This is a genomic window from Diaphorobacter ruginosibacter (assembly GCF_014395975.1).
GTDB lineage: Bacteria > Pseudomonadota > Gammaproteobacteria > Burkholderiales > Burkholderiaceae_C > Diaphorobacter_A > Diaphorobacter_A ruginosibacter.
The window spans coordinates 940,682-955,420 of record NZ_CP060714.1 but is presented as its reverse complement, the minus strand read 5'-3'; the positions used below and the strand labels follow the sequence as shown (position 1 = coordinate 955,420).

Below are 14,739 nucleotides of genomic sequence, written 5' to 3'. Positions count from 1 at the left end.
CGTCCGCGGTTCCCTTGGAAGGCCAGGGTCGATGGGCGAATGGATGCGGGCTCGGCGGGAGATCCCGCCGGCGCTCATTCGCCGCCGCGCGCGGGCACCAGCACTTCGCGCTGGCCGCTGGCCGTGAGCGCACTCACCAAGCCGGCCTTCTCCATGTCCTCGAGCAGGCGCGCGGAACGGTTGTAGCCGATGCGCAGCTTGCGCTGCACGTAGGAGATGCTGGCCTTGCGGTCCTTGAGCACGATCTCCACGGCCTGGTCGTACATCGGGTCCTTCTCCCCGTTGCCGCCCTCGCCGTCACCGCCGAAGCCGCTGTCCTCTCCATCGACCGTACCACCCTCGAGCACGCCTTCGATGTAGTCGGGCTCCCCTTGCTCCTTGAGGTAGCTGACTACACGGTGTACTTCCTCGTCCGACACGAATGCTCCGTGCACGCGGATCGGCAGGCCCGTGCCGCTGGCCATGTAGAGCATGTCGCCCATGCCGAGCAGTGCCTCTGCCCCCATCTGGTCGAGAATCGTGCGGCTGTCGATCTTGCTGCTCACCTGGAAGGCGATGCGGGTCGGGATGTTGGCCTTGATGAGGCCGGTGATCACGTCCACGCTCGGGCGCTGCGTCGCCAGGATCAGGTGGATGCCCGCTGCGCGCGCCTTTTGCGCCAGGCGCGCGATCAGCTCCTCGATCTTCTTGCCCACCACCATCATCAGGTCGGCCAGCTCGTCGATGATCACGACGATGTGGGGCAGGCGCTCCAGCGGTTCCGGCTCCTCGGGCGTGAGGCTGAACGGGTTGGGGATGAATTCCTCGCGCGCCTTGGCGTCGTCGATCTTGGCGTTGTAGCCCGCCAGATTGCGCACACCCATCTTGCTCATCAGCTTGTAGCGGCGCTCCATCTCGGCCACGCACCAGTTCAAGCCGTGCGCTGCCTGGCGCATGTCGGTGACCACCGGGCACAGCAGGTGCGGAATGCCTTCGTAGACCGACATTTCCAGCATCTTGGGGTCGATCATCATCAGGCGCACGTCACGCGCCTCGGCCTTGTAGAGCAGCGACAGGATCATCGCATTGATACCCACCGACTTGCCCGAGCCCGTCGTACCGGCCACCAGCACGTGCGGCATCTTGGCGAGATCAGCTACGACCGGGTTGCCCACGATGTCCTTGCCCAGGCCCATGGTGAGCATGCTCTTGGCGTCATGATAGACCTGCGAGCCCAGGATTTCGGAAAGCTTGATCGACTGGCGCTTGGCGTTTGGCAGTTCGAGCGCCATGAAGTTCTTGCCCGGGATCGTCTCGATCACGCGGATCGACACCAGCGACAGCGAACGCGCCAGATCCTTGGCCAGGTTCACCACCTGCGAGCCCTTCACGCCCGTGGCGGGCTCGATCTCGTAGCGCGTGATCACCGGGCCGGGTGCCGCGGCCACGACGGCCACTTCCACACCGAAGTCCTTGAGCTTCTTCTCGATCAGGCGGCTGGTCATCTCCAGCGTCTCCGGCGACACCGTTTCCTGGCGCGCCTGGGCCGCGTCCAGCAGGTCCACCTGCGGCAGCTTGCTGTCGGGCAGCTCGGAGAACAGCGGCTTCTGGCGCTCCTTGACCACGCGCGTACTCTGCTGCGGTTCAGTGAACACCGGCTCGATGATCTGCACCGGCTGTGGATGGTGCTCCTCGATCTCGTTGCGCTCCTCGGACACCACCACGGCGCGCTCGCGTGCAGCCTGCTTACCAGCGGCCTCGTCACGCGCCTTCTCGCGCTTGGCGCGGCTGCCCTGCACCAGGCCATCGATGGAGCCGCCAATGCGCTCGGCCAGTTGCCCCCACGAGAACCCGAACACCATGGCCGCGCCCAGCACCACCAGAATCACGCCGATGAGGCCCGAGCCCGCATCGCCCAGCCAGTTCATCGCGAACTGGCCCGTCGTGTAGCCCAGCATGCCGCCCGCCTGTCCCGGCAGGAAGGTGTCGTAGCGATACAGGCGTGACCATTCCAGCGCCGTGCTGCTCAACACCAGGATCAGCAGCCCCATCCAGAACATCGAGCGACGTGCCCAGGGCCCGACAGGGCCTTGCGGCTGCGCACCGCCGCGCATCCAGAAGGCGAGCGATGAGATCCAGGCCTTGATGGCGGCCACGACGCACCACCAGACAGAAAAGCCCAGCGCATAGTAGCTGCAATCGGCCAGCCAGGCGCCAAAGCGCCCCACCCAATTGGAAACATGCCGGCCGCTGCCCGATGTGGACCAGGCGGCATCCTGCGCGTTGTAACTCACGAGAGCCAGCAGCCAGAACACCAGCGCCAGCAAGCCCACTACCAGGCCGATTTCGTGGCTGAATCGCGCGGCCCACGATCGCGGCGCCGATTTGCCACCAGAAGAAGCATTCAAGGTATTGAGGGAATAGGTCATATCGGAATCAAGCGGCTAGCTTACCCCATGGGCGCAGCCATCGCTCGCCCCGTTGGGCGATGGAGACAGCACATTGTCGCCAGATTTATCTTCTGCAACGACATTCGAATGTGACTGAATGTGCCCGGCAGCCGCACCCGCCCGGCTGTTCCCGTCCATTTGCCAAGAATTGACATGCCCATCGGCCTGCGGCCTGCGCGTGTTGACGATATCTATCGGCGAGATCAAAAACCTTGGCTTACTCCGTTAATGCGCCCTCCCTACAATGAGAGGCATGGGAGCGCAGCGCAGCCGCCTCGCGAGCCTGCGACACCCGCCCTCCTTCATCCGATTGTTCAACCCACTCCTCGCCGCCGGCCCGCCGTGCCGGGTGGCATGGAGCGCGCAAACTGAATGGCAACAACCATGTCGAACACCCTTCACGCCAAAGTCCTGATTCTCGGTTCCGGCCCTGCCGGCTACACGGCCGCCATCTATGCCGCCCGCGCCAACCTGAATCCGCTGCTCGTCACTGGCCTCGCCCAGGGCGGCCAGCTCATGACGACCACCGAAGTGGACAACTGGCCCGCCGACGTGATGGGCGTCCAGGGTCCGGAACTGATGCAGCGCTTCCTGGAGCACGCGGAGCGCTTCCGCACCCAGATCGTCTTCGACCACATCAACAAGGTCGACTTCAGCAAGCGCCCGTTCACCCTGACGGGCGACTCGGGTGAGTACACCTGTGACTCGCTCATCATCGCCACCGGCGCCTCGGCCAAGTACCTGGGCCTGCCTTCCGAAGAAGCCTTCATGGGCAAGGGCGTGTCCGCCTGCGCCACATGTGACGGCTTCTTCTACCGCGAGCAACCGGTCTGCGTGATCGGCGGCGGCAATACGGCCGTCGAAGAAGCGTTGTATTTGAGCAACATCGCCAGCAAGGTGACCCTGGTCCACCGCCGCGACAAGTTCAAGGCCGAACCCATCCTCGTCGACAAGCTGATGGAAAAGGTCAAGGAAGGCAAGATCGAGCTCAAGACCCACTTCACGCTGGACGAAGTGCTTGGCGACAAGAGCGGCGTGACGGGCATCCGCATCAAGAGCACCCAGGACGGCCACACCGAGGACATCACGCTGCAGGGCTGCTTCATCGCGATCGGCCACTCGCCCAACACCGAGATCTTCAAGGGCCATCTCGAAATGGATGCGACCGGCTACATCGTCACCCAGGGCGGCCTCAAGGGCTTCGCCACGCAGACCAGCGTTCCCGGCGTGTTCGCTGCCGGCGATGTGCAGGACCACGTATACCGCCAGGCAATCACCAGTGCGGGCACGGGCTGCATGGCTGCGCTGGACGCACAGCGCTTCCTCGAGCAGGAAGAGTAACAAGAAGAGCGTACGGAGTACGCGCGCGGCTGCTTTTTGCTCCCCATCCATCCGCGGAAAGGGAGCAAAACCGCAAATTTTGATTTCAGGCTATAATTCTTGGCTTTGCTGAATATTGGATCGCGTCTGGCATCACGCCACGTGGCCCGAGGACGGCAATCGGGCTACCGCCACCCATTGATCAAACTGGCGAGGTGAGGTTGTCAGCACATCCTGCTTGTATGGCAGGTTTCTGGTGCAGGCGACCGTTAAAACTTATAGGTGTTGTCCTCATGGCACGCGTATGTGAAGTAACGGGCAAGAAGCCCATGGTGGGAAACAACGTTTCCCACGCCAACAACAAGACCAAGCGTCGTTTCCTCCCTAACCTGCAATACCGCCGTTTCTGGGTCGAGAGCGAAAACCGTTGGGTGCGCCTGCGCGTCACCAGCGCTGCTCTGCGCCTGATCGACAAGAACGGTATTGACTCCGTGCTCGCAGACATGCGCGCTCGTGGCCAAGCTTAAATTCTCAACCTAAAGGAGAAAAACCATGGCTTCTAAAGGCGGACGCGAAAAGATCAAGCTGGAATCCACTGCGGGTACCGGCCACTTCTACACCACCACAAAGAACAAGAAGACAATGCCTGAAAAGATGTTGATCACGAAGTTCGATCCCAAGGCTCGCAAGCACGTCGAGTACAAGGAAATCAAGCTGAAGTAATTGCACTTCGGACTTGCCGCAAGAAACCGCCAACAGCGAATGCTCTGGCGGTTTTTTGTTGGCGGCTCCATTCCTCGCCGGGGCCGCCCTGCTCACAGTACGGAACGCGATGCTGTCTGTCGCCCGCTTGCCAGCATTGTCATTGACATGCTCCTACAATCGACAGCGGTGCCATGAATTGGCACCCACGTTCTCAGGGCGGGGCGCAATTCCCCACCGGCGGTATCTGGCGCACCTTGCAAAGAGTGACGCCAGCAGCCCGCGAGCGCCGAGACCCTTGCAACAAGGGCCTTGGGTCAGCAGATCTGGTGAGATGCCAGGGCCGACGGTCACAGTCCGGATGAAAGAGAAACGTGAAGCAGATGCCTGCACGCGCGCGCTCGCTGGTTCGAACGTTCGCGGGCCGGCGTTCGTTTCGCGCGCCCTGATTCATTGAAACGCTTGCCAACCAAGAGAAGCAAATGAATCAGATTGACCTGCAACATCTGTCCCCTTCCGACGCTGTGCCCCGCGTGCCATCGTCGACCCGTATCGCCATCATCAGCGCCAACTGGCACGACGACATCGTGCACCAGGCGCGTGACTCGGCCATCCGCCGACTGGTCGAGCTCGGCGCAGACGCCGCCCGCATCCAGACCGTGGAACTGCCCGGCGCGTTCGAGATTCCGCTCATGGCGCACAAGCTGGCCGCCTCCGGCCAGTTCGACGCCGTGATCGCCTGCGCACTGATCGTCAACGGCGGCATCTACCGCCATGAGTTCGTCACCACGGCCGTGATCGACGGACTCATGCGCGTGCAGCTCGACACCGGCGTGCCGGTGTTCTCGGTCGCGCTCACGCCACTCAATTTCCACGACCATGACGATCACCACGACTACTTCTTCCAGCATTTCGTGAAGAAGGGCGAGGAAGCCGCCAATGCCTGCGCGCATACCCTTGCGCAGCACGCTCTGGTGAACGATCTGCTGGGCACCGCCACGGCAACAGCCGCCTGACCGGCTGGCGGAACCGCAGGCCGCAAAAGCACAAAGCCCCGCAGGACGGAATCACCATCCTGCGGGGCTTCTCGTTTGGGGACCGCCTCCGGCTGCGCGTCAAACGCGCGTCGCCAGTGAGGTCAGCGCAGGTTCAGGCGCGCGCGGCGCGCAGCTTGCGCGAGAACTCCTGCAGCGCCGCAATACCGCTCGCTTCCGCGCGCTGGCACCAGGCCTGCAGGTCGGAGGTGAGCTGCTCGCGCGAGTGCGAGGTATTGAGCCACAGCTGGCGCAGTTCCTCGCGCATCGTGATCATCTTGTCGAGCACCGGGTGCGCGGCCCGCGCTTCGGCGAGCTTCTGGTGCCAGCGAGCCGGCACCTTCTCCGAGTCACGGTGCAGCCAGCGATTGGCCGCACGCATGGCGGACACATCGGCCTTGCGCGCCTTGAGGGCATCCAGTTCCTCGCGGCAGGCCTGGCGGACGCCGCGCGCATAACCTGCCATCACTTCGTAGCGGTTGGCGATCAGCGCTTCCAGGGTTTTCTCGTCGGCGACGGGCTTGACCTCGCCCAGAAGCATCTTGGGAGGCAGCTTCTTCACCTTGGCCCAGCCCACCTTCTGCATGGCGCTGATGTAGACCCAGCCGATGTCGAACTCGTACTTCTTCACGGAGAACTTGGCCGATGTGGGATAGGTGTGGTGGTTGTTGTGCAGTTCCTCGCCACCGATCACGATGCCCCAGGGCACCAGGTTGGTCGATGCGTCCACGGCCTCGAAATTGCGGTACCCCCAGAAATGCCCGACGCCGTTGACCACGCCGGCGGCCCAGAACGGGATCCACAGCATCTGCACGGCCCACACGGTCAGGCCGATGCCGCCGAACAGGATCACGTCCAGGATCAGCATCAGGCCCACGCCCTGCCATGCGAAGCGCGAATAGACATTGCGCTCGACCCAGTCGTCGGGCGTGCCGTGGCCAAACTTCTTCAGCGTCTCGGCATTCCTTGCCTCGGCCCGGTAAAGCTCGGCACCGCGCCACATCACGGTGTTCAGCCCGCGCGTCTGCGGGCTGTGGGGATCGTCCTCCGTCTCGCACTTGGCGTGGTGCTTGCGATGGATGGAGACCCACTCCTTGGTCTGCATGCCGGTGCCGACCCACAGCCAGAACCGGAAGAAGTGCGACGGCACGGCGCCCAGCTCGAGCGCGCGGTGCGCCTGGGAGCGGTGCAGGAAGATCGTCACCGCCGCGATCGTGATGTGCGTGGTGAACAGCGTGTACAGGACGATCTGCCACCAGGCCAGATCCCACACGCCATGGGCCAGCCAGTCGACGACGGCGTTGAGTGCAGCCCAATCAGGTAACAACATAGATGAAAAACCCCGGAAACGCGAAAAATCCACAGCGCCGCAGCGTGTGCAGCGCGCATGGGGAAGATATTAGGAACCTGTCACCTGATATAGACGCATATACCCGCATTGCGTTCCGGTGTTTGCACAGATTTACAGCATCCCTGCCTCTTGCGGTGTGGGCTTACTTGCGCGTCCAGACGGCCGCGAAGAAGCCGTCAGTCAGGTGCTCGTGCGGCCACAGGCGCAGGTAGCGGGTACCGGTTTCGCCGCCCTTGCAGAGCGCGGCCGCGTTCTCGATCTTGAGCTGCGTGAGCAGTTCGCCCGCATCCTGCATCACGAAATCGGGATGCGCAGCGGAGAACGCCTCTGCAATGGCCTCGTTTTCCTGTGGAAGCACGCTGCAGGTGGCATAGACGAGGCGTCCCCCGGACTTGACCATGCGCGCCGCGCTCGCGAGGATGGAAGACTGCTTCTGCTCCAGCTCGGCCAGCGCCTTGGGCGTCTGGCGCCACTTCAGGTCGGGGTTGCGGCGCAGCGTGCCCAGGCCCGAACAGGGCGCATCGACCAGCACGCGGTCGATCTTGCCCGCCAGGCGCTTCACGCGGTCATCGCGCTCGTGCGCGATCGCTGCGGGGTGCACATTGGACAGGCCCGAACGCGCCAGACGCGGCTTGAGCGCCTCCAGGCGATGGGCCGACACGTCGAATGCGTAGAGGCGCCCGGTGCTGCGCATGCCCGCGCCGATCGCCAGCGTCTTGCCGCCCGCGCCCGCACAGAAATCGACCACCATCTCGCCGCGCTTGGCATCCAGCAGCAGCGCGAGCAGTTGCGAACCCTCGTCCTGCACTTCGATGGCGCCGCGCACGAAGGCATCGAGCTTGGTGAGCGCGGGCTTGCCGTCGATCCGCAGGCCGATCGGCGAGAACGGCGTGGCCTCGGCCTGGATGCCGGCCTTCTGCAATTCCTTTTGCACCGCCTCGCGCTTGTCCTTGAGCGTGTTCACGCGCAGGTCGAGCGGCGCGGGCTGCGAGAGGCTCTCGGCCAGCGACCAGAAGCCCTCCTCGCCCAGTTGCGAGCGCAGCGGCTCGACCAGCCAATCCGGCAGGTTATGGCGATGGTGTTCCATCAGTTCATCAGGCCGGATCGCGTCGCATGCGTCGAGCCATTGCTTTTCCTGCTCGGACAAGGCGCTCTTGAGGAAGTCTCGCGGCCCGTGAAAGCCCAGGATGGCAAGGCGGCGCTCGCGTGCGCCGCTGCCGGAACGCGCCAGTTGCTCGAACAGCAGCTTCTTGCGCAGCACGGCATAGGTGGTTTCGGCCAGCGTCGCGCGCTCGCGCGGGCCGAAGGAGCGGTTGTCGCGAAAATAACGGGAGACCACGGCATCGGCCGGGTGCTCGAAAGTAAGTACCTGCCTGACGAGCTCAGCGCAGGCATCCAGAAGGGCTTTGGGGTGCATGCCCCGATTGTCCCATCTTGTGCATATCCCTTAGCTGCGCTCTGCGCGAGCCCCGGCTCCGGGATGTCAGAGCGATCGCACGTGGATTGGATCGCCTGCCAGCCGAGCCAGTTGCTCCTTGCTTGCCACGTCCTCGGCGGGGGCCACCAGGACCAGCGCACGCAGGGCGATGCGCTGCTCGAGCTCCGCGCACAGCTGGCGCTTCGCAGCCTCATCCGAGCGGCTGAGCGACACCAGCACCACCAGTGTGCGCCTGTCGGGCATGCTGTCGAGCTGTTTGCGCAGCACCCAGGCGCGCCGCACGGGAACGAAGCGCTCCAGCTCCGCCAACAGCTCTGCGCGCTCGAACGCCGAGAGATCGTGGGGGCGCGCGGACTCAAGCAGCGGGCTGCGCTCCAGCTCCTGCATCACCTCTGCTTCGGCGTTCTCGCCCTCCCGGCGACGCTCCCGCCAGAGCTTGAGGGCCTGTTCGGGGAATTCGCGCTCCGGGCGCGGCGTCTCGAGCTCCGACAGCGCCATGCGCGCCGCCCATAGCCTGTGCGTGGCATGGTGGCTCCATAGCCGCTCCAGGTATTGCAGACAGCGCCCATAGTCGCTCTCCTGCGTGCCCTGCGCCAGGCCGATCAGCGCATCGGGTTGCGCCGGATCGCGCTCCAGCGCCTGCTGGTACAGCGTGGCCGCCGCGGCCGATCCCGGACGGAGCTGGCGCATCAGATCGGCCGTCTCCACCAGTTCGCCGACGGAGCGTGTCGCTCCGCCCGCCTGCAGCTCGAGCACCCGGGCGCGGGCACGCTGCAGCCGCGCGTGGTGGCGCTTCCACTCGTCCGCGTTGTGCTTGCACCAATCCCGGTCGAAGTGATCGATCCAGTGGCCCGCGCTGCGGCCCAGCAGCGAAAGCGAGCCGCGCGTGGACCACTGCTCCGGCAGGCCCGGCCGCTCCTCGCCCAGCGCGGACACCCGGTCGCGCAGCACCGGATGGGTGTCATCCACGCTGGAGACCTCCTGGAGCGCCGCGCGCAGTGCACCGCGCGCGAACTCCGGCTCCGGCGGCTGCGCCATCTGGCGATGCATGTTCCCATAGGGCCCCACGGGCAGCGGCTCGCGCACGGCCTGGAGCCAGTGCCGCTGCCAGAACCGGGACTGGAACCAGGAGGACTTGACCTGGTTTTCGATCAGCGCCGAGATCGCCTGCTCGCGGCCCAGCAGCCGGGCCGCCACCTGGTCGGCCTCATATTCGTTCTGTCGCGCCATGGCAAACGAGCGTGCCACGAACCGCGGCGAGTACCAGCGCAGGAATGCCTGCGTCGCCACGGCGAACGGGCTCGCCGAGTCGCCCATGCTCCTCCGATAGAGCTTGAACCAGCTCAGGCGGGTGCGGTAGACCCACGCATTGAGCCGGTTGTGGTCACCATGCAGATGGCCATACTCATGCGCCAGAACGGCCAGGAAACGCGGCTTGTCCAGGGACATCATCAGCGGCAGGCCGATCACCAGCCGATTGGACGACCCGCCCAGCACGCCCCAGCGCTGCACCTGCTGCACACCGGCGTTGAAATCGTCGTTCAGGTACACATCATGGATCGGCGGTCCGTTGATGCGGCGGCGAATGCGATCAAGGGACTTGAACAGCTCGGGGGCATCGGCAGGGGTCACCCGCACGCCGTCAATCGGATCATCGAGCCGCACCCACAGTGCCTGGGCGCTCGCCCACAGCAGCCCCAGCGCGGCAAAGACCAGCATCACCCATGCGAATTTGAACTTTCCGCCCAGCAATTGCGGCACACTGAAGGCCAGCAGCGCCACAGCCAGGGCAACGCAGCCGACGATCCACAGATAGCCCAGCGCGGCAAACCACATCACGCTGCGGCGGTAGGCGCGGCCATTCTCTGCGCAGGCCTGCTCGCTGGTGCGTGCCAGATGCACGAAATCGGCGTAATCCATCTCCTCCGAACTCCTTTTTGGATGTTTCTTGTTGCCCGGAATATTAACGATGTCTGATGAACACCTGCCTCCCCTGATCGTGATCGAGCCCGGCCTGTACCGCCACTACAAAGGCAACCTCTACGAAGTGATCGACACGGTGCGGCACAGCGAGACGCTGGAGTCGCTCACTCTGTACCGCGCGCTGTACGGCGAACGCGGCCTGTGGGTACGCCCCTCGGCCATGTTTGGCGAGAACGTGATGATCGACGGGAAGAGCCTGCCGCGCTTTGCACGCGTCACCAACGACCAGGGCTGAGGGAGTCTCAGCGCACCCCCGCTGCGGCTCGGAGCCGGAAGGGGGCCGGTCAGCCGCGCATCAGTTGCGCATCAATTGTGCAATGGCACGAGGATAGATCACGTGCTCCTGGGTGAGCACGCGCGCGGCCAGCGTGTCGGCGGTATCGTCCGGCAGAATCGGCACCACGGCCTGCTCCAGGATCGGGCCCACGTCGAGCTCGGCGGTCACGCGGTGCACCGTGCAGCCCGCGAACTTGCAGCCTTCGTCGATGGCGCGCTGGTGGGTGTGCAAGCCGGGGAATGCGGGCAGCAACGACGGATGGATGTTCACCATGCGGCCTTCGAAGTGCTGCACGAATCCTGGCGTCAGGATGCGCATGAAACCCGCCAGCACCACCAGCGCGGGGTCGTGGCGGTCGATGATCCTGGCCAGCTCCGCATCGAACGCCTCGCGCGTGGCGAACTGCTTGTGGTCGAGAACCTCCGTGGCGATGCCGTTCTCCCTGGCAAATACCAGGCCGCCGGCGCTGGCCTTGTTGCTCACCACGGCGGCAACGCGTGCACCATGGCGGCCGGCCCAGTCCTGCTGCTGGGATGCACGCACAATGGCGGCCATGTTGGAGCCACCGCCGGAAATGAGGATCACGATATTTTTCATGGGCGGCGATTGTCGCACTTCAGGCCGGGGGGCTCGCCCCGATCAGAATTGAGCCCTCCTCCGAATCACCCGCAAGCAACCGCAAGAGAGAGACTGGAAGATGCCCTTCGACCCGAAAACCGCCCCGTTGACCGCCGAGGAAGCCCGCGTGCTGGCAACGCTGCTGGAGAAATCGCGTACCGTCCCCGACAGCTATCCGCTCACGCTGAACTCGCTGGCCTCGGGCTGCAACCAGAAGACCAGCCGCGATCCCGTCATGCAGCTCGGCGAGGCCCAGATCCAGGAGGCGCTCGACAACCTGCGCCGCCGCTCGCTGGTCACGGAGATCGGCGGTGCGCGCACATCGCGCTGGGAACACAACTTCCCGCGCGGCGTGGGCGTTCCCGACCAGTCCGCGGCACTGCTCGGCCTGCTGATGCTGCGCGGGCCGCAGACCGCGGGCGAGCTACGCATCAATTCCGAGCGCTGGCACCGCTTTGCCGACATCTCCTCGGTCGAGGCGTTTCTCGACGAACTGCAATCGCGCAGCGAGGAAAAGGGTGGCCCGCTGGTCGTGCTGCTGCCCCGTGCCCCGGGCGCGCGCGAGCAGCGCTGGGCCCACCTGCTCTGCGGCGCTGTGGATGTGGCCGCGCTCGCGGCAGCCTCCGCAGGCGGGGCCTCTGCCGGGCCATCGGGCAGCCATGCGGCCGCGGGCGACCCGGCGGTGAACGAACGCATCGCCGCGCTTGAAACGGAGGTCGCCCAGTTGCGATCCGCACTCGCCCAGGTCTGCGAACAACTGGGCATAGCGACGCCTGCCGCGAAGGATTTCTGAAAAAGCTGTCTCAGTCAGGACAGCGGAAAAAAGCACTGGCGTGCTACAAATCGGGTTCCACTGAAAACGAGGCGCACAGGGATGGGCGCCCTGCCGATCACTCAGGAGACTCACTATGGATTTGGCCTTCACGCCCGAAGAACTGGCGTTTCGCGACGAGGTGCGGCAATGGGTCCGTGCCCACCTGCCCCAAGCGATTGCCGACAAGGTGCATAACGCCCAGCGCCTCACCCGCGAGGACATGCAGGGCTGGGCCAGGATCCTTGGCAAGAAGGGCTGGCTCGGCTACGGCTGGCCCAAGGAATTCGGCGGCCCGGGCTGGAATGCCATCCAGAAGCACCTGTTCGAGGAGGAATGTGCGATGGCCGGCGCGCCGCGCATCGTTCCGTTCGGCCCCGTGATGGTGGCACCCGTGATCATGGCCTTCGGCTCGCCCGAGCAGCACAAGCGCTTCCTGCCCGGCATCGCAAGCGGCGAGGTCTGGTGGAGCCAGGGCTACAGCGAGCCCGGTGCGGGCTCCGATCTCGCCAGCCTCAAGACCCGTGCGGAGCGCGTGGGCGACAAATACATCGTCAACGGCCAGAAGACCTGGACCACGCTCGGCCAATACGGCGACTGGATGTTCAACCTGGTGCGCACCAGCACCGAGGGCAAGCAGCAGGCGGGCATCAGCTTCCTGTTGCTCGACATGAAGTCGCCCGGCGTGACGGTTCGCCCGATCAAGCTGCTGGACGGCGAATGCGAGGTCAACGAAGTGTTCTTCGACAACGTCGAGGTGCCTGCCGACCAGCTCATCGGCGAAGAGAACAAGGGCTGGACCTACGCCAAGTACCTGCTCGCGCATGAACGCACCAACATCGCCGACGTGAACCGCGCCAAGCGCGAGCTCGAGCATGTGAAGCGCCTGGCGCAGCAGAACGGCGTGTGGGACGACATGCGTTTTCGCGACCAGATCGCACTGCTCGAAGTCGACGTCATCGCACTCGAAATGATGGTCCTGCGTGTGCTGTCGGCCGAGAAATCGGGCAAGAAGTCGCTCGACGTGGCCGGCCTCCTGAAGATCCGCGGCAGCGAGATCCAGCAGCGCTATGCCGAACTCATGATGCTGGCTGCCGGCCCGTTCAGCCTGCCCTTCATCCAGGAGGCGATGGACGCGGGCTGGCAGGGCCACTTCCCCGGCGGCAATGTGCTCAACGCGCCGCTGGCGGCCAATTACTTCAACATGCGCAAGACCACGATCTACGGCGGCTCCAACGAGGTTCAGCGCAACATCGTGGCGCAGACCGTATTGGGATGAAGCCCTGAGTCGCTACGCACCATATCCCTCCCGAAACGCTTGCTGCAAGCCCGCGCAAGCCGGGACACGTGGCGCAAAGGCAAGTTGAAACGCATGTCAGGCGCCAGGCCTGACACCCAGGAGAACAAACATGGATTTCGATTTCACAGAAGACCAGCAATCCCTGCGCGACGCGGTGCAGCGTTGGGTGGAAAAGGCCTACACGTTCGAGCGCCGCACCTCCATCGTGAATGCGGGCGGATTCGATCGCGCGGCGTACAGCGAATTGGCCGAGCTGGGCCTCACGGCGCTCACCGTATCCGAGGAACACGGCGGCATGGGCTTCGGCTCGGTGGACGCGATGATCGTGATGGAAGAGCTCGGGCGCGGCATCGTGCTCGAGCCGCTTGCACAGACACTGGTCGCCACCAACGTGCTGTCCGCGTTTGCAGCGCCCGCAGTGCAGGCCCAGTGGCTGCCGCGCATCGCCAGCGGCGAGGCGCTCGTCGTGCTGGCGCAGCAGGAGGCGGCCTCGCGCTATCGCGTGGACGTCTGCCAGGCACAGGCGAAGGCCCAGGGTGGCAGCCATGTCGTGAGCGGCCGCAAGAGCATCGTGGCAGCCGGTGACCAGGCCGACGCATGGCTGGTGTCGGCCCAACTGGATGGCGCCATTGCGCTGTTCCTTGTCGAAAAGGACGCCGCGGGCACCCGCGCCGAAGGCTACATCACGCAGGACGGCAGCCGCGCCGCGGAGGTTCAGTTCAGCGACAGCCCCGCCACGCTGATCACCACCGAGGGCGTGGCCGCGCTGGAACTGGCCATGGACACGGGCATCGCCGCGACCGGCGCATACGCCGTTGGCGCCATGGAAAAGACGCTGGCCGTCACTGCGGAGTACATGAACCAGCGCAAGCAGTTCGGTGTGGAAATCGCCAGCTTCCAGGCGCTGCGCCATCGCGTGGCCGACATGAAGATGCAGCTGGAACTCGGGCGTTCGATGAGCTACTTCGCCAGCCTCAAGATGGGAGAGGCGCCCGCAGACCGCCGCCGCGCGCTGTCGCAGGCCAAGGTGCAGATCGGCCGCTCCATGCGCTTCGTCGGCCAGGAGGCGGTGCAGCTGCACGGCGGTATCGGCGTGACCGACGAATACATCGTGAGCCACTACTTCAAGTCGCTCACGCAACTGGAGATGACCTTCGGTGACACGCTGTATCACCTGGGCCAGGTATCCGACCGCATGGAGGACACCGCAGGCGTGTTCGGCTGACCGCCCCAATCCGCTACGGATAAGCCCTGGCTCCCCGTATAACGCCCTGCAGGCTCCGGCCTGCAGGGCGTTGCTCCTTGCGCGGCCCCGCACGGCCTCGCACACACAGCCGGTAACCACCTGATGAAGCATGCCAAAGGGGCAGTGGAGGGATGGATCCAATGAATCCGCGATAATCGAGGGTTCAGCGCCGGGTAACCGGCCCCGTCGCCAAGATGGTGACCGATCTTTTGCCGGAAAAGCCAGCCCGG

At 64.8% G+C, this 14,739-nt stretch carries 13 protein-coding genes and 1 riboswitch; of the genes, 8 read left to right on the top strand and 5 right to left on the bottom strand.

The window, feature by feature from the left end; genetic code table 11:
* Window positions 1–74: 74 nt before the first annotated feature.
* The gene (locus H9K76_RS04300) at window positions 75–2,408 is read right to left on the bottom strand and encodes a DNA translocase FtsK (protein ID WP_187598339.1); all 2,334 of its coding nucleotides are present in this window, start codon (window positions 2,406–2,408) and stop codon (window positions 75–77) included.
* Window positions 2,409–2,813: 405 nt separating this feature from the next.
* On the opposite strand from H9K76_RS04300, the gene trxB reads away from it, so the two are divergent.
* The 4 genes from trxB (at window position 2,814) to H9K76_RS04280 (ending at window position 5,467) form a co-directional block, all read left to right on the top strand.
* Window positions 2,814–3,770, top strand: a complete 957-nt coding sequence (trxB, locus tag H9K76_RS04295) for a thioredoxin-disulfide reductase (RefSeq protein WP_187598338.1) — start codon at window positions 2,814–2,816, stop codon at window positions 3,768–3,770.
* Between the two features lie 272 nt (window positions 3,771–4,042).
* Complete coding sequence (gene rpmB, locus H9K76_RS04290) at window positions 4,043–4,276, top strand: 50S ribosomal protein L28 (protein ID WP_187598337.1); 234 nt, start codon at window positions 4,043–4,045, stop codon at window positions 4,274–4,276.
* A 25-nt stretch (window positions 4,277–4,301) separates the two neighbouring features.
* Entirely contained in the window at window positions 4,302–4,472 is a 171-nt protein-coding gene (rpmG, locus tag H9K76_RS04285; protein WP_187598336.1) for a 50S ribosomal protein L33, read from the top strand.
* Window positions 4,473–4,657: 185 nt separating this feature from the next.
* Window positions 4,658–4,829: riboswitch (FMN riboswitch) on the top strand.
* Window positions 4,830–4,933: 104 nt separating this feature from the next.
* The gene (locus H9K76_RS04280) at window positions 4,934–5,467 is read left to right on the top strand and encodes a 6,7-dimethyl-8-ribityllumazine synthase (RefSeq protein WP_187598335.1); all 534 of its coding nucleotides are present in this window, start codon (window positions 4,934–4,936) and stop codon (window positions 5,465–5,467) included.
* Between the two features lie 133 nt (window positions 5,468–5,600).
* On the opposite strand, the gene H9K76_RS04275 is transcribed toward H9K76_RS04280, so the two are convergent.
* The 3 genes from H9K76_RS04275 to H9K76_RS04265 all read right to left on the bottom strand — a co-directional run bounded on the left by H9K76_RS04275 (window position 5,601) and on the right by H9K76_RS04265 (window position 10,194).
* A complete protein-coding gene (locus tag H9K76_RS04275; RefSeq protein ID WP_187598334.1) occupies window positions 5,601–6,815 on the bottom strand; it encodes a DesA family fatty acid desaturase in 1,215 nt (404 codons plus the stop codon).
* Between the two features lie 163 nt (window positions 6,816–6,978).
* Window positions 6,979–8,253 carry an RsmB/NOP family class I SAM-dependent RNA methyltransferase gene (locus H9K76_RS04270; RefSeq protein ID WP_187598333.1) on the bottom strand — a complete coding sequence of 425 codons (1,275 nt, stop codon included), beginning with the start codon at window positions 8,251–8,253 and terminating at the stop codon, window positions 6,979–6,981.
* 66 nt (window positions 8,254–8,319) lie between these two features.
* A complete protein-coding gene (locus H9K76_RS04265; protein ID WP_187598332.1) occupies window positions 8,320–10,194 on the bottom strand; it encodes a M48 family metallopeptidase in 1,875 nt (624 codons plus the stop codon).
* Window positions 10,195–10,243: 49 nt separating this feature from the next.
* On the opposite strand from H9K76_RS04265, the gene H9K76_RS04260 reads away from it, so the two are divergent.
* A complete protein-coding gene (locus tag H9K76_RS04260; protein WP_187598331.1) occupies window positions 10,244–10,492 on the top strand; it encodes a DUF1653 domain-containing protein in 249 nt (82 codons plus the stop codon).
* A 60-nt stretch (window positions 10,493–10,552) separates the two neighbouring features.
* On the opposite strand, the gene purN is transcribed toward H9K76_RS04260, so the two are convergent.
* Entirely contained in the window at window positions 10,553–11,131 is a 579-nt protein-coding gene (gene purN / locus H9K76_RS04255; protein WP_187598330.1) for a phosphoribosylglycinamide formyltransferase, read from the bottom strand.
* A 100-nt stretch (window positions 11,132–11,231) separates the two neighbouring features.
* Between purN and H9K76_RS04250 the strand changes: the two genes are divergently transcribed.
* The 3 genes from H9K76_RS04250 to H9K76_RS04240 all read left to right on the top strand — a co-directional run bounded on the left by H9K76_RS04250 (window position 11,232) and on the right by H9K76_RS04240 (window position 14,488).
* Entirely contained in the window at window positions 11,232–11,945 is a 714-nt protein-coding gene (locus tag H9K76_RS04250; protein WP_187598329.1) for a YceH family protein, read from the top strand.
* Window positions 11,946–12,060: 115 nt separating this feature from the next.
* A complete protein-coding gene (locus H9K76_RS04245) occupies window positions 12,061–13,242 on the top strand; it encodes an acyl-CoA dehydrogenase family protein (RefSeq protein ID WP_187598328.1) in 1,182 nt (393 codons plus the stop codon).
* 130 nt (window positions 13,243–13,372) lie between these two features.
* Complete coding sequence (locus H9K76_RS04240) at window positions 13,373–14,488, top strand: acyl-CoA dehydrogenase family protein (protein WP_187598327.1); 1,116 nt, start codon at window positions 13,373–13,375, stop codon at window positions 14,486–14,488.
* Window positions 14,489–14,739: the final 251 nt, after the last annotated feature.